The organism is Rhizobium sp. Root1334 (genome assembly GCF_001426665.1).
Classification (GTDB): domain Bacteria; phylum Pseudomonadota; class Alphaproteobacteria; order Rhizobiales; family Rhizobiaceae; genus Pararhizobium.
The window spans coordinates 60,169-84,141 of record NZ_LMEY01000006.1 but is presented as its reverse complement, the minus strand read 5'-3'; the positions used below and the strand labels follow the sequence as shown (position 1 = coordinate 84,141).

At 54.5% G+C, this 23,973-nt stretch carries 17 protein-coding genes; 12 read left to right on the top strand and 5 right to left on the bottom strand.

Going from position 1 to position 23,973, the window contains the following annotated elements:
- Nucleotides 1-94: 94 nt before the first annotated feature.
- From ASD36_RS11105 to ASD36_RS11095, 3 genes are read right to left on the bottom strand one after another with little or no spacing between them, the layout of a single operon-like run.
- Nucleotides 95-1,198, bottom strand: coding sequence for a NeuD/PglB/VioB family sugar acetyltransferase (locus ASD36_RS11105; protein ID WP_112834504.1), 1,104 nt, complete (start codon nucleotides 1,196-1,198; stop codon nucleotides 95-97).
- Between the two features lie 6 nt (nucleotides 1,199-1,204).
- Nucleotides 1,205-2,137 (bottom strand): transketolase C-terminal domain-containing protein, encoded by a 933-nt coding sequence (locus tag ASD36_RS11100; protein ID WP_060510291.1) that lies wholly within the window; start codon nucleotides 2,135-2,137, stop codon nucleotides 1,205-1,207.
- Between the two features lie 3 nt (nucleotides 2,138-2,140).
- Entirely contained in the window at nucleotides 2,141-3,094 is a 954-nt protein-coding gene (locus ASD36_RS11095; RefSeq protein WP_060510288.1) for a thiamine pyrophosphate-dependent dehydrogenase E1 component subunit alpha, read from the bottom strand.
- A gap of 599 nt (nucleotides 3,095-3,693) precedes the next feature.
- On the opposite strand from ASD36_RS11095, the gene ASD36_RS11085 reads away from it, so the two are divergent.
- The 5 genes from ASD36_RS11085 (at nucleotide 3,694) to ASD36_RS11065 (ending at nucleotide 9,638) form a co-directional block, all read left to right on the top strand.
- Nucleotides 3,694-4,782 carry a glycosyltransferase gene (locus ASD36_RS11085; protein WP_060510283.1) on the top strand — a complete coding sequence of 363 codons (1,089 nt, stop codon included), beginning with the start codon at nucleotides 3,694-3,696 and terminating at the stop codon, nucleotides 4,780-4,782.
- Between the two features lie 487 nt (nucleotides 4,783-5,269).
- The gene (locus ASD36_RS11080; RefSeq protein WP_244489789.1) at nucleotides 5,270-6,211 is read left to right on the top strand and encodes a sulfotransferase domain-containing protein; all 942 of its coding nucleotides are present in this window, start codon (nucleotides 5,270-5,272) and stop codon (nucleotides 6,209-6,211) included.
- Nucleotides 6,212-6,275: 64 nt separating this feature from the next.
- Nucleotides 6,276-6,479, top strand: coding sequence for a hypothetical protein (locus tag ASD36_RS11075; protein WP_060510281.1), 204 nt, complete (start codon nucleotides 6,276-6,278; stop codon nucleotides 6,477-6,479).
- Between the two features lie 436 nt (nucleotides 6,480-6,915).
- Entirely contained in the window at nucleotides 6,916-8,106 is a 1,191-nt protein-coding gene (locus ASD36_RS11070) for a calcium-binding protein (RefSeq protein ID WP_060510279.1), read from the top strand.
- Nucleotides 8,107-8,267: 161 nt separating this feature from the next.
- Nucleotides 8,268-9,638, top strand: a complete 1,371-nt coding sequence (locus ASD36_RS11065) for an FAD/NAD(P)-binding protein (RefSeq protein ID WP_060510277.1) — start codon at nucleotides 8,268-8,270, stop codon at nucleotides 9,636-9,638.
- A gap of 131 nt (nucleotides 9,639-9,769) precedes the next feature.
- Here ASD36_RS11065 and ASD36_RS11060 read toward each other — a convergent pair whose 3' ends face one another.
- On the bottom strand, nucleotides 9,770-10,675 hold the full coding sequence (locus tag ASD36_RS11060) for a formyltransferase family protein (RefSeq protein ID WP_060510681.1): 906 nt from the start codon (nucleotides 10,673-10,675) through the stop codon (nucleotides 9,770-9,772).
- A 453-nt stretch (nucleotides 10,676-11,128) separates the two neighbouring features.
- Here ASD36_RS11060 and ASD36_RS11055 point away from each other — a divergent pair, with 453 nt between their 5' ends.
- Together ASD36_RS11055 and ASD36_RS11050 are read left to right on the top strand one after the other, a co-directional pair.
- Complete coding sequence (locus ASD36_RS11055) at nucleotides 11,129-12,214, top strand: glycosyltransferase (RefSeq protein ID WP_060510680.1); 1,086 nt, start codon at nucleotides 11,129-11,131, stop codon at nucleotides 12,212-12,214.
- Nucleotides 12,215-12,501: 287 nt separating this feature from the next.
- Entirely contained in the window at nucleotides 12,502-13,692 is a 1,191-nt protein-coding gene (locus tag ASD36_RS11050) for a calcium-binding protein (protein WP_060510275.1), read from the top strand.
- Nucleotides 13,693-13,865: 173 nt separating this feature from the next.
- Here the strand turns inward: ASD36_RS11050 and asnB are convergent, their stop codons facing one another.
- Nucleotides 13,866-15,830: an asparagine synthase (glutamine-hydrolyzing) gene (asnB, locus tag ASD36_RS11045; protein WP_060510678.1), complete on the bottom strand. Its 1,965-nt coding sequence runs from the start codon at nucleotides 15,828-15,830 to the stop codon at nucleotides 13,866-13,868.
- Nucleotides 15,831-16,258: 428 nt separating this feature from the next.
- On the opposite strand from asnB, the gene ASD36_RS11040 reads away from it, so the two are divergent.
- The 5 genes from ASD36_RS11040 to ASD36_RS11020 all read left to right on the top strand — a co-directional run bounded on the left by ASD36_RS11040 (nucleotide 16,259) and on the right by ASD36_RS11020 (nucleotide 23,920).
- Complete coding sequence (locus ASD36_RS11040) at nucleotides 16,259-16,846, top strand: sugar transferase (RefSeq protein ID WP_060510676.1); 588 nt, start codon at nucleotides 16,259-16,261, stop codon at nucleotides 16,844-16,846.
- A 447-nt stretch (nucleotides 16,847-17,293) separates the two neighbouring features.
- Nucleotides 17,294-18,616 carry an O-antigen ligase family protein gene (locus ASD36_RS11035; RefSeq protein ID WP_060510273.1) on the top strand — a complete coding sequence of 441 codons (1,323 nt, stop codon included), beginning with the start codon at nucleotides 17,294-17,296 and terminating at the stop codon, nucleotides 18,614-18,616.
- Between the two features lie 75 nt (nucleotides 18,617-18,691).
- Nucleotides 18,692-19,810, top strand: a complete 1,119-nt coding sequence (locus tag ASD36_RS11030) for an acyltransferase (RefSeq protein ID WP_060510271.1) — start codon at nucleotides 18,692-18,694, stop codon at nucleotides 19,808-19,810.
- 739 nt (nucleotides 19,811-20,549) lie between these two features.
- On the top strand, nucleotides 20,550-22,655 hold the full coding sequence (locus ASD36_RS11025) for a nucleoside-diphosphate sugar epimerase/dehydratase (RefSeq protein ID WP_082562760.1): 2,106 nt from the start codon (nucleotides 20,550-20,552) through the stop codon (nucleotides 22,653-22,655).
- A gap of 38 nt (nucleotides 22,656-22,693) precedes the next feature.
- Entirely contained in the window at nucleotides 22,694-23,920 is a 1,227-nt protein-coding gene (locus ASD36_RS11020) for a glycosyltransferase family 4 protein (RefSeq protein ID WP_082562743.1), read from the top strand.
- The last annotated feature ends 53 nt before the right edge of the window (nucleotides 23,921-23,973 follow it).

The window sequence follows — 23,973 nt, the reverse complement described above, 5'->3', positions numbered from 1 at the left end:
GGCGCGGGTTGGGGCGTTTTTTGTGCCGCCGCTACCAGCGAAAAGAATGTAGTTTCAGCGAATTCGCAATGCTTTTCCCAGAACACCAAACGTTCTAGCGGAGATGCCGTCGGCCCTGTGCGTCCACGATGATGCCATCCCCCACGTCGGCACTGATATGCGCGCCATTGTGGATCAGGCAGCCGGCGCCGATCCGGATACCCAGCAGCACCGTTGTTCCCATTCCCACGACTGTCATAGGTCCGATGCTCACCCCGCCAGCGAGGATAGCGCCCGGTGTCAGGTGCGCATGATCCTGCACGCTGCTGTCATGGCAGACGATGCTTCCCTGGTTGACGATGACGTTGTTCCCGATCGTGCAACGCGGTCCGATGCTGGCGCCAGCGAGAACGTGACAGCCGTGCCCTATCGTCACAGCCTTTGAAACGATCGCCGATGGGTGGATCACCGGTGGCAGGATAAAGCCCATGGCCAAAGCCCGTTCAAACATCGTCTGCCGCAGGTCGTTTGATTGGGCGCCGCCGATGCCGATAAAGGCGTAAAGCGTTCCTTCATCAAGCAAACGCTGCAAGTGTTGTTCCGTGCCGATGACCGAGATGCCGCCGCAGACGTGATGGCCGACTGGAAGCGCCTGATCGGTACAGCCAAGGATTTCATATCCCGACCCATCGAGGGCGTCGATCAGGCATGCGGCATGGCCGCCGCCGCCGATGATGACCGCCCGCCGCGCTGCGCTGGCGGATACGGCAGACGGCAACGTGCCTGGTTCGGCCCCTGTGCTGTTCGGCCGACGGCTGGCTGCAGCGCGCACTTCAGCTTCGCCGATGCGGCCATCGAGGGGACTGACATCCGCAAGATCGATCCCGAGTTCGGAAGCGATCTTGCGGGCTTTGGCCGTTATCGCGACCTCCTTGATCGTGCCATCATCAGCGCCAGGTTTTCCGGATGCGGCGTCCGCATGTTCATCGAGGAGTTCGCACAGCATGGCACCGACGGGGATAAAGTCGCCAACCTTGACGTCGAGCCGGCTGATAACCCCGGCCTCCGGCGCATAAACTTCGACGGCAGCCTTCGTGGTCTCCAGCACAAAAAGAATAACCCCTTGTTCCACCCTTTGGCCTTGCACAGCCCGAATGTCGATAATTTGAAGGTGGTCCTCGTTGGCGTTAACCCGTGGGGCTTCGACAAGCACGCTCATGAACACCTAGCCCTTCTTGTAAAGATCGATACACGCCGCCTGGATGGCGCTAACGCCTGGTAGCACATCATCTTCCCATTCCCGGCTCGATGGAATGGGGTGGTCAGGACCGGTCAATCCGCTGAAGTGCTTGACCCGGCCAATCAGCGCACGCGCGCACTCCGACCCAAAACCCCAGCCGGGAGAGCCTTCCTCTACGCTGAGCACGCGGGTGCAATTTCCGACCTGGTCGCGGACATCCTCGTAAGGAAAGGGGGATAGCTGTTCGATAGCCACAACACGGGTCGCGATCTCCTCTTCCGTGGCGAGTTTGCTTGCAGCAGCGACCGCGTGCTCGACGCAGCCACCATAGGTCAGGATCACGATGTCCGCATCCGGCGGCCGAGGAAGAGCTGGTGTGCCCAAGACGGGCCTGGCATACATGACCTTGTTCTCGATGATCAGGTGAGGGGACCGGGCAGCAAAAGCCCGGTGCAGTAGCGCGCCAGGATCCGCATATTCATGCGTGGCAAGCACGGTAAGACCGGGCACGCCGCAAAAGTGCTTTTCCAGGCTTTGCGAGTGTGTAGGCCCGTAGCCACGACGCCCGCCCATGGGAGCGCGAATAATGATGGGGACCTCAACCTGATCGTTGTACATCCAGCGGAACTTGGCCGCATGGTTGATGATCTGGTCGGCAGCCAGGGCAATGAAGTCTCCGAACATGAGTTCGACAATTACGGGACTACCCTTGAGGGCGAGGCCCGTGGCCATGCCGACGATGCCCCCCTCGCTAATCGGTGTTGTCCAGACGCGATCCGGATGGGCTGAGGAAAGCCCCTTGGTGACCTTGAAGGCGCCGCCATACGGATCGAGAATGTCCTCTCCCAGGATCATGAGGCGGGGATTGGCTTCCATGAGGTCGTGAAGCGCGCGATTAATGGATTCGACGACGCGCATGGGTCACCCTCGCGCCAGAAGAGCGGAACTCGCAGATTCCACGGCGCGGTCCACAACGGATCGGCAAAAGGCGTCGATCTCCTCGAAATTCGCAACGCGCCGCTGCATTGGGGGGATAGGATCGCGCGCCCGCGCCTGCTCAAGGCGCAAGGCCGGCCGCGTGTCGTCTCCCTTGCTGTGAGGGCCTATTCGCTCGGTTCGCAAATAGAGCCAGCAGGGGCGGGATTCAGCGCGGGCATAGCTTACGGCTTCCCGGGTAAGTTCAAATATCTCAACGGGATCGTTACCATCGTATGCAAACGTACGGATGCCGAAAGGTTCGGCCCTGGCAACGATCGAACCCGAGACAGTCATCGCTTTGGGAGTCGTTTGGGCGATTTCGTTGTCCTCGATCACAAAGATAACGGGAGCGCGGAAAACGGACGCGAGGTTCAGGCTCTCGTAGACGGCGCCCTCGCCCATCGTGCCGTCGCCGAGGAAAGCGACGGCAACAGCGCCCTCGTGCTTGCGTGCCAGAGCGGCGCCAACGGCCACGGGGGTTAAGCCCCCCTGGATGCCATTTGAGTGGAAATTGCGGAAGCACAGGTGCTGGCTGCCGCCGCGTCCTCCGCAGACGCCGGTTACACGTCCCATGATTTCGGCTATCAAGCCTTCGACTTCACCCGAGTACGCAATGAAATGCCCATGGCAGCGATGGTTGCTCCACACGATGTCCCGTTCCCGATCGAGCGCGTTGACCACGCCCACAGCATTTGCCTCCTGGCCGATTGAGGTGTGTGTCGTGCCAAACAGAAGACCCTGGGAAAAGAGATCAAGCAAACGCTCTTCCACGAGGCGTATCAGCATCATTTGCTGATAAAACCGGACAACAGTCGGTAGCTCGAGCCCGAGAGACGAAGTTCCCTTATGAACTTCCAGTTGCGAAAACGCAAAATCAGGTGCTGTTGACGACGCCACTACTTCAGCTCCCCAAAGAAGATTAGAACGTCTGGTGGATATCAAGCTACACCCTCTCATCTCGAGCGGCAATAGACTTCGAAAGGGGGAAGGAAACTGCGATACCAGCGGCTGTTAGTACTCCTTTTGGTAACTTTGGCCCCGGGGTGTTGGAGCTGATTTTGACAGTGAAGACACCATTTTGGGGAGGGCGACATTTCCCGAGAGAGGGCAAAGGATGTTAGGCTTGGCCCTTCAAGCGACAGCTTCAATTCAGTTGCCGAATGCAGCAGTCTTGGAAAACCATCTCCGCCGACCGCTTGGATTGCAACTCTGTTGCCGCTGATCTTGTGCCTTGTGGAAGCGCAGCTTTACCGTTGAATTGCGCGTGTGATAGACTATCGTCCTCGAGAATACCGACGATGTCCCCGTCAAGCCACATCCGGCACAGCGAAATTGAAATGATTTTGCTGGAAATGGAATTGGTTTCATATGTTTTCCGGATTGTAACCTTCACTGTTGCGATGTGTTTTTTGCAGGCGAAAAATTTTTGGTTTGTTCTTGTTTTTTCCAAAATTGTTCATCGCGAGATGGTCGCATAGCGTCAGTAGAGGTGGATATTGAAGACGATATTCTACGTAATCACGGCGTTGAACCGCGGCGGTGCCGAGATTGGTCTGAAGAAGCTGATCGAAAGCGGATTTTACAATGGCTGCGTTCTGTATGTAATTTCCCTTGTTGCGGGAAGCGGCGAGCTTCTGGAAGAACTCAAGCTGTTGAACATTCGGACAACCGTGCTGGTCCCGAGACAAAAGCCGTCAATGTTCAGTATGGCTGTAGCAAGCGTCCGGCTGCTCCAGCTGGTCAGGCTCAAAGCGCCGGATATTTTGATCCTCTCGCTGCCTCAAGCCAACATTATTGGAAGGATCGTTGGGTCGCTGTGTGGCGTTCGCACGATTATATCTTTCGAGCACAACACCAAGCTCGCGAAGCTGGCATATAAGTACCTGTTTTTGGCCACATCGCCGCTCGTCGATGTGGCGTTCTTCGATTGTATTGAGACGGGCCGCTCTTCATTGGAAAATTACTATTTAAAGAAGCCAGCTCGGCACTATGTCGTTCCGCTCATTTCTTTCGAAGCATCCCCTGAACTTGAAATGGTTTCGGACTATTCGAAGCTCAGGATCGTGATGGCTGGACGGTTTACGCACGTTAAAAACCATGTAGTGGCAATCGAAGCGATCTCGGCATTAAAGCAACGGGAAATTTATGTTGAACTCCACATCTACGGGGAGGGCTATTTAAAAGCCTCGCTGATGGAGCGGTGTAAAAATCTGGGCGTGGCGGATCGGGTGTTCTTTCCCGGCTTCGTAGAGAACTGGTATGACCAGCCGGATTTTAACTGTTTCCTCCTGACAAGTAAGCATGAGGGGCTTTGCTTTGTTGCGCTGGAGGCGCTGTGGAAGGGGATTCCGGCAATATTGGCACCTGTCGGTGGAATACCGGGCTACGCAAATGACAGCAATGCGATCGTCTTGATGGACACGACACCCCGTTCGGTGGCTCAAGCTATAATGGAGCTCATCCACACGCGGCCGCATATAATTTACGCTCGCAGGAAAGCAGGTCAGGCCATTGTCCAGCAAAAAGCTGGAACTTCCGCGGTGCAGCTGGAACATGACAGGATTCGCAAGGAAGTTCTTTTGTAGGCGCACTTTCCATTTTGAGAGTGCGCGTTGCGCGCGCCTGCTTTTGGATGCTCATCTCAGAAAATCCTGAGCATCGGCGATTTGGCGTTCTCCCTTGCAGAAGGGCCGGCCATGAGAACTGAACCGTCCACGTGGGTTCTGAAGCCGCGCGAAATTGACCTGCGGCGAAGCAACTGCAGGCGTCGGATTACCTTCCGCTCAATGCCTGAGTGTGGTTTCATTTCGGGGGCAGACTAGCGCCAGAGAGAAGTGAAATTATCACTTGTGGGCACTTTGTACATTTAGTAATATATAAAATGCAGGGAATGCAGCATCGATGCGATGCATTCCAGGATGTTATGAAATATAACCTCTCTTATATTAGAAACATCGTCGTCGTTGAATGTAAATACTTCCGTTATGGGAGTTGATTTTTAAATTCTGTAGAATTGCGGTGTAAAACTATCAGTTGCGGATATGGCTTTGCCAATCAACAAGGGTTCCATCCATGATGCCCGTTTCATATGAATCCAACGGAAAGAAACCACATGGGATTTGGAGAGGGTTGAAGGAACCGTACGAGACATTGCGATATTTCTGGAAATTTCTACGCAAGCGGCGCAAGGGGGCCGCTCTCACGCGGCATGCGGAAAAAGCAGATGCTTGTCTGGTTTCTTTTCCGAAATCTGGGCGAACTTGGCTGCGCTATATATTGTCGTTTTATTTCGCGGCGGCCTTTGGCGACAACGCCAAAACCAACTTGCATAATATGTTTGCGCTTGTGCCGAATTTCGACTTGGACGCGATACGCGGGATTCCTGCCTTTATATCCCAAGGTGCACATGGCAAGATGCCAATGGTGGTTGTCAGCCACGAAGCCAGATCACAGGTCCCGCCCAAGCTGCCGATTATCATCATGGTTCGCGATCCGAGGGATGTCCTCGTCTCGGGCTTTTTCCATGCCACGCGGCACAAGGGGCGTTTTTCGGGTTCGTTGTCGGACTTCATCGACGATGCCGACTACGGAATGCCCAAGATGATCTCCTATCTGAACGGATGGGCCGGCGGTCTCTCCGGCAGACGTCACCACATTGTGAGCTACGAAAACCTTTCGGCCGTCCCGCTGAAGGAGATCGAAGGGATACTCAATTTCCTGGGATGTGAGGTCAAGCCTGCCGTTCTTAAAGCTGCCGTAGATGCGGGCCAGTTCGAAAAGATGCAGGAAATGGAAGTCGCCGAAGGCATCCCAGCACACGAATACGATCGTACTGACCTGCAGAGCATGCGCATGCGCAAAGGCCTTGTGGGCGGATTTCACGATTATCTGAGCGATGACGAGATTGCGCGCATTGAAGAATACTGCCGCCGCGATCTGACACCTGATGCCAAGAAACTCTTGGCTGCGACCAGCGCAGATTTCAATACGCCCAATTTCCGGCTGCCTGCTTGATTGGCTCTCCGATTTTTGGCTGGCGCGAACTGGAATTTCCCGGAGTTCTGTCGACCGCTCGCACTTGGCATGCGATGTTCATTTTGCGATCGGCCATTTACAGTTCGTGGCGGCGATGCTGGATCGCCAACTCAAGCACCCGCTTCAAGCGGTCAATATCTGGCGATGTCCGCCTACCGCTTCTTTGGGCTACCTGAAGATTCCGGTCGATATATTCAATCGCTATCGCGAGTTCGAAATCAGCAATCCCTCTATCGTCTGCGAGTGATTGCGCGACGGTCCAAAGGTCGCATGGCATCATGCCCTCCCCACGCCTGATTTATCTAGGCGGTGGCAAGTTTAATGGCCAGAGATTAATAAAGACCTAATGTAGGTATTGCTACTGTTTATGCAATGATGCTCATGCGCGTTGACTTGCCCGACGGTATCCCGCTCGCCTGTAAACTGATCGGTTATTTGGTGAAGGCCCAATTTGGCAGGGCGCGTCCTATCTCATATTCTCTTCAACATCCAGGAATGTGCGATTACCGTTCCACGTTGTAAAACCAGGTCCACAGTGTTATTTTAGGCTCCTCTCATATTTTTCGAATTCAGCACTCAGCGCCGTGATTTCTCGAAGCATTTTTTCGCCGATTGAAAGCCTAGACGGGGCTTGAACCGCCATCGTGGCGCCTTCCGTCCTAAAATATCAGGGGGATGAAGCAATGATTCTCAAGGGAACTCTGCTGGCAGACGTGTTGTTCGGCGCCAATGACGCAGATACGATTTATGGCTACGCCGGCGACGACGTGTTGTGGGGATATGACGGCAACGACTACCTCGATGGCGGCGATGGTAACGACAGGCTTTACGGAGGCCTCGGAGACGATTTCTTCAAGGCTGGCCCCGGAAACGACTACGCCGAAGGGGGCGACGGGAAAGATAGTTTCGATGGTGGCGCGGGCGACGACCATTTTATCGGCGGCCTAGGTAACGACATTTTCGAGGGCGGTCAGGGCGACGACTTCATCGATGGAGGCGATGGTCATGACCATATTCTCGGTGGCGCTGGTAACGACACGATTTATGGTGGAGCCGGTGAGGAATATATCGACGCGGCCGATGGCGATGATGTGATCTATGCCGGTTCAGGAAATGATGGATTTGGTGAACGTATCGACCCAGCCACCGGCCTGATGACGCAGCAAGCAGTGAGCGGCGGAGCTGGTAACGATCTGATCTACGGCGAAGGCGGAAAGGATCTCTTGAAAGGGCAGGCCGGTAACGACCGGATGTTCGGCGGTGACGGCGACGACAAGGTTGATGGTGGAGATGGTGACAACTTTCTCTCCGGTGGTGATGGAAATGATATCATCGATTCCGAAGGCGGCATCGACGAGGCGCGCGGCGGCGATGGCAACGACAGGATCGAACTGGGCGGCGGGGCCGACATTGCATTCGGGGATGCCGGCGCAGATAGTTTAAGCGGTGAGGGCGGCAATGACGTCCTGAATGGCGGCGCCGGCAATGACCTGTTCTACGGCGGTGACGGAGATGACGTTCTAAACGGCGATGCGGGCCAGGATACTCTCATCGGCGATTCAGGGGTGGATGTGCTGTGGGGCGGTGCAGATGCCGACAGGTTTGTATTCAAGGGCGCCGGCGCTTTTCTTGGGCAGGATACCATTATGGATTTTCAAGATGGCGTCGATATTCTTGTTCTGGAAAAAATTGGCATCCGGCAATATTCGAGCTCGGGTGCGGCCGGTACGGTTTATGCCTACGATGATCCAACCGGAGGTGTTCTGATTAAAGGCTACGATGCCGCTGGGAAAGTGTTCTCGGTGCTTGTCGATGATCCAGCCAATAGTTTGAGCGCGTCCAATTTCAGCAGTGCTGATTTCTTGTTCGCTTAGCTATGGTGCCGCGAGGAGGCTATATGAATCCTTGAACGCGCGCGTCACATGCTGTCGCTGATTGCCTTTCTTAATTGATAGGATAGGCTCGGCAGAGATTGAACTTCATCGAATTTTCCGTTCGTGCCATGTCAGTACGCATGACAGACGATTGATCGGAGATGTGGTTGGTTTACGATATCGTTGTTGTTGGCTCCGGTTTCTCGGCAATAGCCGTGACAATCAATCTTCTACAACTGCTTCCAACGTCGAGTTCGATCGCAATCATTGGCGACAACCGCGGATTTGGCCGCGGTACGGCCTATCGGACCGAATTCCATCTTCATCGCTTGAATGTGCCCGCTGGTCGCATGAGTGTCTTTCCAGATAAGCCAGACGATTTCCTGATGTGGCTGGAAGCAAAGGGCAAGGGGAAATCTGGCGACGATTTTGCCTCCCGCGGCGATTACGGGCTGTATTTGAGAGACACGCTGGCGTCCCTGCTGCGCGGTCACGACAGAGCGAAAGTCAGCTTCATCAAGGCCAAGGCAACAGGCTGCGTTGAGCAGTACCGGGTCGGCACGGTCTTTCAACTGGACAATGCTGCGGAACTGATTGCACAGACGGTCGTGTTCTGTCTCGGTGTCGGTAACGCGCAACTGCCGGTCTCGCCTGATGGGTTAGCGGCCGGCGCCAAACGCCACATCATCAAGAATCCCTGGCGCTTGAACTGGTTGCTGAGGGTAGGGGAGAGGGACCGGGTTTGCGTTCTGGGCTCAGGTTTGACGATGATCGATCAAGTCCTGGCATTGCGCGCTCGCGGCCATCGAGGCGAGATTCGCGTCTTGTCGCGAAGGGGCCTCGTGCCGCATCCCCATCACTCGCACCGGGTGTCTCCCATCAAGCCTGCATTGCCGGCTGGCCAACGGCAGATCAGTGCAATTCTCGGTGCCCTGCGCCGGCAGATTAGGGAGGGAGCAGACTGGCGCGCTGTGATGGACGGCCTGAGGCCGGACACTCAGGCATTATGGCAGGAGTTGTCTCGCGAGCAGCGTGCACGTTTTCTTCGGCATGCTCTGCCCTGGTGGAACGTCCACCGTCATCGCATTTCACCGGCGGTGTTCGAAGGGTTCGATTCCTTGATCAAAAATGGCACTGTCCAGCTGCATGCCGGATTTGTGAAATCCATCTTGGAGAGCCAAAATGGTGTCGCAGTCACCTATCGCCCGCGCTTATGTGATCGATCGGCGTCGTTCGAGACGGACTGGATCGTGAACTGTACGGGGATGGAGCGGGCTGGCGTCAACCACTCCCCGCTCCTGAAGGAGATGTTGAAGGCAGGTATGATCAGCGCCGACGCGCTTGGTCTCGGGATTGCGATCGACAAGGCATCCCGCGTGCTTGATTCAAACGGCCACGCCCAGCCACGTATGTTTGCCGTTGGCGCTCTGACGGCGGGACAATTCTGGGAAATCACGGCGGTTCCCGATATCCGGGTCCAGGCGAAGCTGGTTGCAGCAGCCATCGCGTCCTGCCCTACGTCTGCAGTGTAGCGGCGGATTTTATCGGCCGTCTCGGGCTAAATTCCGTCAGGTGAGCGCCGTTGGCTCTTGGTTGCGGGTTTCCACGGTGCGGGAAAGGCTCGGAACGTCAAGTGCAAGTAAAGGCGCTTGCGTGTTGGGCTTTACCCCTGCAGCTTGCTGTGCACAGGGGGTGGCTTGCCACTCGGTGAGCGCCAATTATGGGCTTCAATGCAAAGGCCATCACCGCACATGACGACAAAGCCGCGTGGAGTGTGTGCCTGAACCTGACCGGTAATGCCAATATAACGGGGTATGGGGGAAGCTGGCGCAGCAGTGTCAATATGAAGTTTGAGCCCGTTGCAGCTTGTGTAAGCGCCAGGATACGGATCGCCCACGGCTCGAATGAGGGTCAGTATCTGCGCAGCCGGCATGCGCCAATCGATCAAGCCATCTTCAGGCGTACGTTTCGCACAATAGGATGCCTGGCGGTGATCCTGCTCTATTCTCGGGGCGTCGCCCGTCTCAAGCCGGTGCACGGCTTCCGGGATCATCTCTTCGATATTGCGCATATGTTTGAGATAGAGGCTGCGCGCTGTCTCCTCTTCTCCGACGTGAAAGATCTTCTGCAGTAGGACAGGGCCGGAATCCGTGCCTTCGTCGAGCCAGAACAATGTAGATCCCGCCGTCTTTTCGCCAAGCAGGATTGTCCAGGGAATGACGCCTCGCCCCCGCAATCGAGGCAAGGCGGCTGGGTGAAAACCGATGCTCCCGATACGAGCAATGGCGCGAAAAGGCGCTTTGCAGATCTGGGACCAGCCAACGACGAAAGTGACATCCGGTTCTGCATTTTCTATCGCCTCTATCGTTTCCGGCGCGTTTGTATTCGTCGTGCGGAACACTGCGCTTCCGATCGCGGCGGCCGGTGAACCGATGTCGGTGAAATCCGAATGCCGATCAGCGGCGTCTTGCGGGAGGGTCACCACGAGAACTGGAGGTTTTCCGGCTTTCACGAGCGCATTAAATGCGACGTTCGAACTTTCAACGGCGCCAACAAGAACAATACGCATCATTTCTCATCCCGAAAAGTTTCCAGGCGCTTCAATCCGTCTCCCAATCAGCAGAGACAAATTCGTCTTCTGAACGCATCACCGCGAAAGCTTCGGTGGGGCAGACTTGACAACGATACAAAAGGTTCCAGATTTAAAATATCTGTAATTTAGAGATATAGAACACCACGTGCGGGACACTGTCCAGCAGTTAACAATGCCGGGCCGCCAACGAATATTTCAATATGCTACGATATCAACTCCAACTAAAACAGAATGCCATTCGCATACCGGCCAGTGTGAGAAACAACCGGCTGTGCGATCGAGTGGACCGGTGGCTTTGTTTGGATGACAATGGCTTTCGCCGGCGGTATCTGGTTGGCTTCCACTGAAGCAAAGCTAACGGTTCTGGCAATTGCAAATCGGGGTTATCGCAGCCAAACGACGCGCTTGAGTATTAAACGGACCGCCATGATGATCATGCATGTCATTACCAATTTCACTGCGAGCGCCGGTGCCGAGACTATGCTCACTCGGTTGTTGCGGATTTCAGACAGCCAACGGATCGTTGTTGTATCTCTTATGGGGATATCGGGGCGTAATCGCGCCCTCGCTAATAATCCCCGAGTTACCTATGTCGCGCTGGAAGCCGGAGTGCCGACGGCGCTGGTCGGGGCGATCTTCACATTGACCAAGTTGATCCGCCAGGAGCAGCCCACGGTCGTGTTGTGCTGGATGTATCATGCAATGATTGCCGGCACGATCGCTGCGTGCCTTTCGCGCCAACATACGCGCGTGTTCTGGAATGTCCGTCAGTCGCTGGACGATCCATCGTCATTGTCGCGCAGCTCACGTATCGCCATTGCTGTCTCCAAATTGCTGTCGCGCCGTGCTGCCGGCTTTATCTATAATTCCTCACGCGCTCTCGAAATGCACGGTGCCTATGGCTACAGCAATCATAATGCCGTTGTTATTCCGAACGGTTTTGACCTTCCGCCTCTTTCCGCGCCGGTGCCCCGCGTCGCGAAACGGATCGGCATAGCGGCCCGCTTTCATCCTCAAAAAGATCACGCCACGTTCTTCCATGCAGCCACGCTGGTTTCTCAAACACATCCAGATGTGACGTTTACAGCCGCCGGGCATGGACTGTCCTGGGACAATCCCGCCGTCGTGCGGCTGATTGCCGACGCCGCGCTGCCGCCGGGCCGGATCGAGTTGCAGGGGGAGGTCGCAGACATGGCCGGATTCTATCAAGGCATCGATATACTGGCGCTGTCTTCGCGGACGGAGGGGTTTCCCAATGTCATCGCCGAGGCGATGAGCTTTGCCAAGCCGGTGGTCACGACCAATGTCGGTGACGCCGCCATTGTTGTCGGCGATGGTGGCATTGCCGTGCCGGCGAGAGATCCGCACGCACTTGCGGGGGCTATGCGTACACTGCTCGATGCAGGCCCAGGCGGTTATGCGCGATATGCCCGCAACGCCAGAGAGCGAATCGAGAATGAATATACGCTGGCTGCTGTAGAAGCCAAGTATCTGGATTTTTTGAATAAAAAATGAGGATATGTCGTTGAGTAATCGAATTACATCGCATGATGGTGAGATTTATAAAGTTTGTCTCAAGCTTAAATATTGTCATGAACGGATATTGCTCGACGCTTGAATTAAATCGCTGAAATTTAATGATTTTGTATTGTTATATTCGATGTATTTTCAATCTTTATCCACAGATATACATTAGTAGTGGCCGGTTTTATTTCCTCTTATGGTTGTGAAATCGCTGCGAGCCTCCTTTGCGCCTCATTCCGTTCCTACCAGCGCCTCTCCTACCAAGCGAAGAGGTAATCATGATTCTCAAAGGAACCACCCTGGCAAATAAGCTGACGGGAACGAGCGCTACAGACAAAATCTACGGCTATGATGGCGATGACATCCTGTACGGCAACGCAGGCGATGACTTTCTCGACGGCGGAGTTGGCAACGACAAGCTCTACGGCGGGCTGGGGAACGACTTTTTCAAGGCAGGGGCTGGCAACGATTATGCCGAAGGCGGCGACGGTAACGATACTTTCGACGGCGGCGCGGGAAATGACAGATTTCTTGGAGGCCTTGGAAACGATATTTTCGATGCCGGCCTCGGGGACGACATTCTGGAGGGCGGCGACGGTCACGACCACTTTTTGGGCGGTGCCGGAAACGATACGATTTATGGCGGTGCTGGCGAGGAATACATCGATGGCGGTGACGGAGACGATATCATCTATGCGGGTAGCGGAAATGACGGTTTCACCAACCGCATTGATCCCGCGACGGGGAAATTGACACAGCAGGCCGTAAGCGGAGCCGCTGGCAATGACACCATCTATGGCGAGGATGGTAACGACGCGCTTAAGGGGCAGTCGGGCGACGATAAAGTGTTCGGCGGAAACGGTGATGACCGGGTCGATGGCGGAGACGGCAACAACTACCTCAGCGGTGGCGATGGTAACGACATGATCGATTCCGAGGGGGGTAAGGATGAAGCACATGGCGGCAATGGCAACGACAGTATCGAACTTGGCGGCGGAGACGACGTGGCGTTTGGAGATGCCGGTGCCGATACCATTAGCGGTGAAGCCGGCGCGGACACCTTGAGAGGTGGCGACGGAAACGACCGTTTCTATGGCGGCGATGGAAATGACACGTTCTACGGCGACGCTGGAAATGACGTTCTGATTGGCGATTCCGGCGCTGACACGCTTTGGGGTGGCGCAGGCGCCGACCAGTTCTCTTTCAAGGGTGCCAGTGTCCTGACCGGCCGTGATACCGTCAAGGATTTCCAGGACGGTATCGATACGCTGAGCTTCGAACGGCTCGGACTGACCAAATATTCGAGTTCGGGCGCCAACGGAACAATTTATGCCTACGACGATGCCAGTGGCGATGTCATCATCAAGGGGCATGACTCTTCGGGCAACGCATTCTCCGTTCTCATCGATGACCCGTTGGGCAATCTTACGGCAGCGAATTTCAGTCAGTCGGACTTTATGCTGTCATAGGCATGGCTCACCTGGCGCTGTGTCGCAGGCTTGGAAAATCAATGCTGATGCCCCGCGCCTAAGACATCTGCACCCAATCATCCCATCTGGTTCTTCTCTCGCGAGTTGCGGGAAGGAGGCCAGGCAGGCTTCAACATTAAGAGCCAGCGAGGCATATAGCCTTACCGGCGCAGTTAATGTTCCTGGCTGGCCCAGCGGTCCAGCCAGGAGTTGAACATGAGGATCGTCCAAAGGTGCGCGCCCCAATCTCGCTTGCCTGAAAGATGTTCCTTCCAGCGTGCCTCTATGGGTTCTACGCGGAAAATGCCGTCTCGACGCAAGCGAGACGGAGACAGCATGTCGCCTGCCCAGGCACGCAAGGGGCCGCGAAGCCAGGCATTAAGCGGGATGCCGAACCCTCGTTTTGATTGAGTCAGGAGTTTCTCGGGCAATCGGCGGGCTAGCAGTTTGCGCAGTGCGCGCTTGCCTTGACCTTCGGAAAAACATAAGGCGCGAGGCGAGCGCCAAGCCAGTTCGACGAAGCGGTAGTCGAGGAGGGGGGCGCGCATTTCAAGACCGACAGCCATTGAGGCACGATCCAGTTTGACGAGAATATCGTCGGGGAGATAGGCAATCATATCCCTGTACATCATCCTGTCGACTGGCTCCAGAACGGCTGGAATTCGCTTGGATGACATTGCAGACGGTGGTTCGCGTCCGCCGATGACGATGTCGGCCGCATCCGGCCATTGAGAGACAAAATTCAGATATCGGTCGTCTCTGTTGCGAATCTGGAGCAGTTCTGCAAGCCGCTTCACACGGCTGCCGGTGGCCTCGTCGCGCAAAGCCGGGGGGAGGGCGTGACGGCCAAGCGGCGCTGCAGCGTCAAGCAGCCATTCGGGTGCGAATTTCGCTGCCTTCAGCGCGAATGCGGGGGTCATTTTTTCCAGGCGGTCAAAGGTCATCATTCGTTGATAGCGCTTGTAGCCGCCGAAAAATTCGTCGCCGCCGTCGCCGGATAGAGCAACGGTTACCGTTCTTCGCGCGAGTTTTGAAACGAGCAAGGTCGGGATTTGTGATGGGTCGGCAAAAGGCTCGTCATAGACATCAGGCAGATCGGAGATAAGCCCAAGAGCGATTTCGGGTTCCGCCGTGATTTCAGTGTGATCCGTTTTCAGATGAAGAGCTACGGCGGCGGCGGCATCCGCTTCATTGTACTGTTCCTCCATAAAGCGGACTGTGTAGGTTTTGACGGGCGTTGCCGAGACTTCCTGCATCACGGCGGAAACCAGGGAGGAATCAATGCCGCTGGAAAGAAGCGCACCGACAGGCACATCCGACACCAGGCGCTCGCTGACCGCTGTTTTCAGCGCGTTGTCGAGAAGATCTAAAGCCTCCTCTTCGGATCCGATACGGTTCGCATATCCGTGCTCGGCAACTTCGAATGCGTCCCAGTAGGGTCTTGCAGAGGCCAGAACTACCGCAAGAGAGGCGGGAGGCTGATCGACCGAGATGCTGACCCACGAACCGTGCGGCAATTTGAAAACATTACGATAAATCGAATAAGGAGTGGGGATGTAGTTGTATCTCAGGTACAGCGTAACTGCGTCGCGATCTATCTCGGGAGAGTGAAAAGACGGGTGTTTTCTGATGCTCTTTAGTTCGGAACCAAAAGCAATCGCATCACCGGACACTCCGATATAAAGCGGCTTTTTACCAAGTCGATCCCGGGCGAATATGACTTTGCGTTCGACACTGTCATATAGGGCGAAGGCGAACATGCCGTTGCAGCGCGCCAACGCTTTTTCCAGTCCATATGCTTCGATTGCTTCCAGAAGCACTTCTGTATCTGAATGGCCGCGAAATTGTAGCCCGAGCGCTTCCAGTTCGGCGCGCAATCCCAGGAACCCATAAATCTCCCCATTGTAGGCAATCGAGTAGCGACCGCTGGCGGAGTGCATCGGCTGCGCACCTCCCGGAGACAGGTCAATGATCGACAACCTGCGATGGCAAAGGCCGACATGGCCATCGTCGGCAAGCCATATTCCATCGGCGTCTGGGCCGCGATGCGCAAGTGCGCCGGCCATCAGTTTCAGGGTGGCAGTCGATGCTTCGCGTTGGCGTCCCGCATAGTTTACAAGCCCGGCAATTCCACACATCATTGGTCCCTTCGGTCGAATGATTGTCGTCTGATGGCGGTCGAAGGACCCTTTGCAGATGTATCGGGAGCAGGCGCTTGTCGTCCGCTGCCTTGCTCACGGGTCCAGCCGATCCTCAAATGTACCATTTAAAAATCTGGTTTTCCCGGATGCCACCCCCTCGACTGGTGACCAGGAAAATCATCGTTCAACAGGGCTGTCATCAAATACGATCGAGGCCTATGGGTGGTGGAGTGCTGGCCATGTGATCATGTCGATATGAAGTATGGCAGTTTCTTTACAGCATATACTCTTCCGTCTTTGATGATGGAACGAACAGACCGTTGCCGTCAATGCGAAGTTATTGAAAATAAGAAGATGAAATTTCTTGCCGGATCTCTTCCGTGTGGATAAAAATAAAAGGTCGAATGTTTGCTGGGGCAAATATTATGAACCGTATTCTTGACATCGTATTCGTACTTTCCGCTGGGCTGTTAATGTTGCCTGTCATGATACTGGTTGCAATTGCCGTTATCATCCTTCTCGGCCGCCCGGCAATTTTCGTTCAATCCAGGGCAGGCAAGGACGAGCGCCCGTTCAGAATGATCAAGTTCCGGTCCATGTCGGATACGCGGGACAGCAAGGGTAAACTCCTCAGCGACGAGAAACGTACAACCACATTTGGCCGAATTCTGCGCCGATCCCGCCTGGACGAACTTCCTGAGTTCTGGAACATCCTTGTCGGCGATATGAGCTTGATTGGTCCCCGTCCCATTCTCCCAGAAACGATACGCGGCCTTGGCGAGCGTGGGGTTTTGCGCTGTTCGGTCAAGCCGGGGTTGACGGGGTGGGCGCAGATCAGCGGCAATGCCATCCTTACGGATGATGACAAGATAGACCTCGACTTATGGTATATCCGAAACAGATCCTTCTGGATTGACCTTCAAATTCTGATCATGACGGCTTCAGTGATGATTTTTGGAGAAAGGCTAAGTGAAAGCCGGCTGGCCGCAGCGAAGCGGAAAGACGTAGGGTAAGGGGTTCCGGCTATGGTTGCCATCATGGAATCTATTGTGCGTAGACACCGGCGCTGCACACTCATTCTGGTGTTCGACCGGAAAATATACTTTTGCAGACGAGAGCAGATCGAACTTGCTTTCTGATTATTTCGAGCAGCGTTCCGTTGCGAGTGACATTTGATTTTGTTTATCTCGATTTTAGGATCATTGCCGTGTATCGTGAGCTTTCGCCAGATAGCCGAGGCATCGGGCATTGGCTACGCCCGGCGCGGTTGACGGCCGCAGGCCTTAGGACGGCATCACGCAGGATGTCACGTCTGGGTCTGGATGGGAATGTGTTTGCGTAAGAACCCGGACGAATGATCTGCCATCAGAATAGTTTGCCAGGAAATACAATTTAGTGCGGAGGTTCGCACCCTACCAAAAAATCTCAACACAGCTGTATCGACGCAGCGAGATCGCAATATGACAGATATTCCGAACGATCTTGATCAGGAATGGCGAGGGGGAAACTACTCCGCCGAAATGAGAAGATCAAAGATCATCATGTTCTTTGATTATCCGCTTGTCGTCGGCGGAGTTTTTCTGTGCTCTATGGTTTATATACGGCCCACCGCAGGAAACATTACATTTTCTGATATTATGTTCGCGGCCGCCCTGGTTGTACTTTTATTGAGTGGGCGGATTTCATTTTATCCCTTCGGAAGAATGAGTGCGGCGGTCTGGTTGGTGGGGCTCTCCACATTGCTCGCGGGCCTGACGATAAGCAGCATGAAATCTCCCGATCCAATGCGCGCGATGGCTGTCGTTGCGCAATATGCCTATGCATACTTGGCAATAATGTTGATTTTCAGCAGTCAATCCGCAAAAAACATCGTCACCTTTGCTAAAGTTTATATCCTGTCAATTTCGGTGATCTGCCTCCATGGAGTGTATCTCATCCATTATGACGGGCAGAGGGATACGGTGTTCGTAACCGGCAGCGGACGCCTCACCGGTCTAATGGAGCGCACAAATGAATGCGCGACCGTCATAGCGCTGTGTGTACCAATTGTCCTCGTACTCTGCACGACAGGTCACATGAGAAAGACAACCGGATTTCTGGCGGTAGCAATCATGACCTATGGTATTTTGCTGACAGGCTCCAATTCCGGCCTTATGTCGCTTGTGTGTGGAGTAGGGATTTTTGCGCTTCTCGGGGTGAGCTGGAAGCGTATGCTGCTGCCGTTAGCCATCGGCGTGACGATCTTGGCTCTCAGTGGCGGTCTTGTGACCGAATATCTTCCTGCCACCTTCCAGAAAAGAGTTCTTGGCGCGCTGGAAACTGGTGACCTCGGGAAAGCCGGCAGTTTTGACGGGCGGGTCGAGCTGATAAACGAAGCCTTGGAGATGACGTCAGACACTATCTTTATCGGCGTCGGAGCTGATCAGTATCGCGTGGGCAGCCAATATCATGCGCCTGTTCACAACGTCTATCTGCTTTTGTGGATAGAAGGCGGATTGATAAGCGCGATCGGGTTCCTTGTGATGGTGTTGGGCGGGCTGGGTCCGGCTATTTCGGTTTTAAAAGTGCCGGGCGGGCGCCCGTTTGCTGCGGCAATCCTTGCAAATGTCACGGTGTTCTTACTGGCAGCTAATGCTCTTCCGCATATTTATAGCCGGTTCTGGGTTTTGCCGGTTCTTCTCCCGATATTCCTTGCCTCGACTTTTGCAGACAAGGAGCGTGGCTTGCTGCGAGGGAGGGCCGATACTGATCGAGCGCCCATCCCACTCGGGGCGCTGGGCTAAGCCACGCTACTATTTAGATGTCTTTTGACCGGCGGCAGACGGCTTCTGCCCTTGAGCAACTTGGCGGGGCCTCCAATGGTTGATGAAATACTAGCGCGACCGTCGGCAAGCGAGCCTGTCAGGCGTGTTGCCTTAAACTCGGTTGAAAAGGCAGGCGAATTCAACGTTGCTGCGCATGGTTTGCGTGGTTTGGCCTCAATCATGGTGCTTGGGGCGCATATTCTCGGCGGGACAGCTCGCCATATCTACCCGGCGAACGAGAGCTACGTGCATGCCATAGAGGCGCCATGGTTTCTGGGTGTCTTTGGTGTTAAATTGTTTTTTGTGATCAGCGGCTATGTGATCCTTCCAAGCGCCCTGAGATACTCCATTCACGAGTTCGCGCAGCGTCGGTTTCTGCGTATCTATCCGTTATTCTTTGTGGCCTCCGTAGTATTTATAACATTGAACTATCTAACCAACGAATATCCAAAAACGAATAATGTAGAAAGCATCGTTTCTGGCCTCCTGTTCATAAATCTCTTCACTGGAACTGAACAACTCACCCCCAATGCATGGAGCCTGAGCTACGAGGTCATCTTCTATGCGCTTACATGCTGGGTCGTCTATACGTCGGTTAAACGACCAAGCGCGGTAGCGGCTGCGTTGGCGTGGGCGGTATCGCTGGTTTTTCTCGCCGTTTTTCCCATATCGATTTTCTTCCTGGCAGGCGCCTTGATCCGCCTCTTTGGCTCACGGATAGCGATGGGGACAGCCTTGTTGCGGACGCTCGAGGCAACTCTGTTTTTTGCCACTGTCTATTCAGCAAGCCGGGGGGTTTTTGACTATACACTCTCCGATTTCTCTAATCCGGCCGCTCTGGGAGCTTTGGTTTTTACCGTGTCCTACTTTTGTCTTGCGGTAGATCCACGCAGCCTAACCAGTATTATATTTAATAATAGATTTTCAAAATACATAGGCGCCATAAGCTATAGCTTGTATCTCGTGCATCCTTACGCCTATTACTTTGTAAGGCGAGTTTTCATCCAGTTGCAGCTTTTCACCAGTGATATTTGGCTTTCGATCGCAATCTTTGGAGCGGCGGTTTTCGTTGCGTCTGCCGGCCTCAGTCACGTTGCGCATATCTTGCTTGAGCGATGGCCCTACAACTGGTATTTCCATCAACGAGTTTATCGGACCAATTCCGTTGAATAGCACCTATTCAGCAGAGCCTTAAACGGTACTCTTTGGCGGGGCATCTGGAGGCCGATGATGCTGAGCCTACTGCGCAACCGCGTTGCTTGTTTGATCGATATGGGGTGAGCACTTTCAATCTTTGAAGCCTGCGGTTTTCGTCGACGCTGGTCGAATGTTGGTGCGCCCAGCAAAATGGCCACTTCGGCCAGGTGGAATTGTTCTGCTGAACCAGCGTTGCACAGTATGAACTGTTGCTGGAAAGTGTGGCCTCTTTTTTCAGATCGTTGATGTTTTTCGTTTTGAGAATGGAAGTTTCAAACGATTTAGCACTGGGATTTATGGCATTAAGTATATGTTTTCGATGGATGCAACGAAGAAGGTATAGATTGCCAATTTAATGCGTTAGAATAGCTGAGGCTAAAATAAGCTTTACAGATTATTCATTTTATGCAAACCTTCTAACGAAAGAAAGCTCTTACATATCGGGGATTTCTTCGACGTAGCTTTGTGCTGCGGCGATGCGGAGGTATTTCGCTCATGCGATGCCTCTGGGAGAATAGTATATATTTCTTATAGATTAATTTGAGCGCTCGAACCGCTGGGGTTCGACGATATGATTCCGTGCGAGTAGTTGGCGGGGGCTATAATGGATCGCGGTGACGTCGTTTTAAACACCAACAATTCTTCCGCCAAGAAGCGGCTATCCGGCATAACGCTCGCTACCGCCGTCACGGTTGTGCTTTCTGCCGCCAATTGGATGTTGGGCCTTGCGAAAAGGATAGTATATTCGCAGGTGCGAAAAGTCCGGCAGTCGCTCGGGCTTTTTTTGGCGGATATGCTCTCTGCAGGTTCAGCTCTGGGTATTGCTTACGTGACCCGTTACGGGTTCGACACGGTGCAAGCACGGCCCGAGTTGCTAAGGGCATTGTTGATCGCTGGTCCCCAATATCTGCTCGTTTGCGCTGTCGTGTTCCCACTCGCCGGATTGTATAGCCGAAACTGGCGGTATGGATCCGTGTCTGATTTGTGGACGATCATCCGTGCGGTTTTCATAACCACACTGATGCTTGTCTGCGTTTTATTCTTCGCAACCAGGCTTACAGATATGCCGCGCAGCACGTTGTTGCTGGAGGCTCTTCTGCTCCTGGCTTTTCTGTCTGCTTCCAGGTTGAGTTTCCGGCTGGACGAGTTCCCTTTGACACGCCGCGGGATGGGGCTCAAAGGCCCCCGAAATACCGAGAAGCAAATTCCCACGCTCCTCGTTGGTGCAGGGGATGCTGCCGACCTTTACCTGCGCGCACTGAGCCGCGATCGCAACTGCACGCATTGGCCCGTCGGATGCCTGGAAAAAACAAATGAGCATCAAAACATGATGCTTCGTAACGTCCCTATCCTTGGGGCTGTGGAAGATTTCCGGGATATTGTTGCGCAGCTCAAAGGCGAAAGGATTTCTCCGCGCCACCTCATATTTACGGAAGCGCCATCCGTATTCGGGGAGGATGCGTCGGAGCGGTTGATCGCGGCGGCTGAGGCGTTTGGCATGACCGTTTCCCGCCTGTCTCAGATGACGGAGCTTAAAAATACCAAGCGGGAAAACCGCTTCGAACTCAAGTCTATCGAACTGACCGATCTGCTCGAAAGACCGCAGGCCTCGTTGGACCGGGAAGCGATCTCGCGCCTGGTCAAGGGTCGGCGGGTGCTCATCACCGGTGCTGGAGGCTCGATCGGTAGCGAATTGGCGTTGCAAATCGCAGCGTGCGAGCCCGCGGAACTCGTGCTCCTGGAGAACTGCGAATATAATCTCTATGCGATCGATATGGAGTTGAACGAGCGTTTCCAGAGCGTTCCGCGTTCGGCACATTTGTGCAATGTGCGGCGGGCAAACCGGGTCAACGATATGTTTTCACTGCATCGGCCCGAGCTGGTTTTTCACGCAGCGGCGCTTAAGCATGTGCCGATGGTGGAGCTCAATCCTTGTGAAGGAGCGCTTACCAACGTTATCGGCACGATGAACGTCGCCAACGCGGCGCGGCAGTGCGGCGCGTTGGCGATGGTTCAAATTTCAACGGACAAGGCTGTCAACCCAACCAGTGTCATGGGAGGCACCAAACGCCTTGCCGAGCTTTACTGCCAGGCTCTTGACCTGAACAGGTTCAAGACGGGGTCAGGGCCCCGCTTCATGACGGTTCGGTTCGGCAATGTCCTTGGTTCGAGCGGATCACTTATCCCGCTCTTCAAGAAGCAGATTGCCTGTGGCGGCCCGCTGACCGTAACGGATCTCGAGATGACGCGGTTCTTCATGACCATTCGCGAAGCCGTGGAACTGACGTTGCAGGCATCCGCTTATGGCTTGGAGGGCGATATCGGCAAAGGCGAGATATTCGTGCTGGATATGGGCGAGCCCATAAAAATCATCGAGATAGCCCGCAGGATGATCCGTCTGGCCGGATTTACGCCCGAAAAAGATATTGCAATTAAGATCATCGGCCTACGCCCCGGCGAAAAGCGATTTGAGGAACTCTTCGACAGCAAAGAAATGCGGGTAGCGTCGCCGGTGCCTGGGGTTCTGGGCGCTATCCCTCATCCGGTGGACCTCTCCAAGCTCATGGTGACGTTTGCACGACTGGAGCGCTTCGCCGAACTGGGAGACGAAGCCATGGTCCTTGCATTAATGAGCAGCCTCATTCCCGGCTATGTGAAGCAGCAATGTGCGGCCACACATTTGAAGGATGTACATCCCCAAAGTGCCGACACAGACGAGGATGGTGCGCGGGATCAGCTTTCGGAGCTTCCTGAAGCGCTGTTCAACGCGCTCGTCAGCGATATCGGCCGGAACCCTGCAGCGGGATCGCAGATCAACTAACGCGCCTGCATTGCCGGTTCGTTTCCTTGGGAGTTATTATGGCGGTCTTTAGCGAGTATTTAGCGACACACGCTGTTTATGAGGACGCTATCCGTCCGCTGCCGCAGACGATGCCGGCGCATCGCAGACAACGCATTGTCGTTCTGTCCAGCTATAGCCAGTCATTGACCAATTTTCGGCTGGAACTGCTTAAGCGGATGGTGGATGCCGGGCACATTGTCACAGCCGTTGGTCCAGAAGATGACGCAAGAACCAGGAGTGCGTTGTCACGAATAGGCGTCGATTTTGCACAGATACCAATGGCGCGCGTAGGGCTTAACCCAGTTGCCGATCTCGCCACCATATGGTCGCTCTGGCGCCTGCTGCGAAAGTTGAAGCCGAACCTGGTCGTTCCATACACGATGAAACCGATAATCTACGGTGGGATTGCCGCGCGGCTTGCTGGAGTGCGTTCCCGTTGCTTCTTGGTAACAGGGCTTGGCCACGTCTTTTCACAAAACGGGTCGGCAACTTTTAAAGGCCGGGTGGTCAAGCAGATCAGCGTTTGGCTTTACCGTCGCGCCTTTGCCGGCGCGAACGTTGTCTTCGCCTACAACGAGGCTGATGCCGCGGACATTCGCGAGCATCGTATGGTCAGGGACGAATCCTTGATCAGGATTGTGCCCGGGTCGGGTGTGGATCTTGATCATTATGCCTTTGCACCGCCCCCTTCCGATCGACCGGTTTTCCTGTTGATCGCGCGCTTGCTCAAGGACAAGGGTATCCTTGAATATATTGAGGCGGCGCGGAGGGTGCGGCATCTCTACCCCAATGCGGAATTTCAAATTTTGGGACATTTTGATCCCAATCCCGTCACTGGCGTGTCCCGTGACGATATCCAGAAATGGGTTGATGAGGGGCTTCTGAACTTTCTCGGCGACACATTGGACGTCCGGCCTTACCTCGCAGGATGCAATGTTTTCGTACTGCCGAGCTACTATCGGGAGGGTATTCCGCGCAGCATCCTTGAGGCTATGTCCGTCGGGCGCGCTGTTATTACCACCAGCCTTGCTGGGTGTAGCGATACGGTCCAGCCTGGCATTAACGGTTATCTGGTCGAGCCCAGGAATGTTGATGACCTGGCGCGTGCCATGGTGACGCTTGCGGGCAATCTTCCTCTCGCTGCCGATATGGGGATGAAGTCGCGAGAGTTGGCGCAAGCAAAATTCGACGTTCACGTGGTCAATGACATTCTCATCGAGCGGATGGCATTGGCAAGCCCATAGGTGATGGATTTTATCTGATGGTTGGCAAGCTATGGCCACACATTAGACGGTGA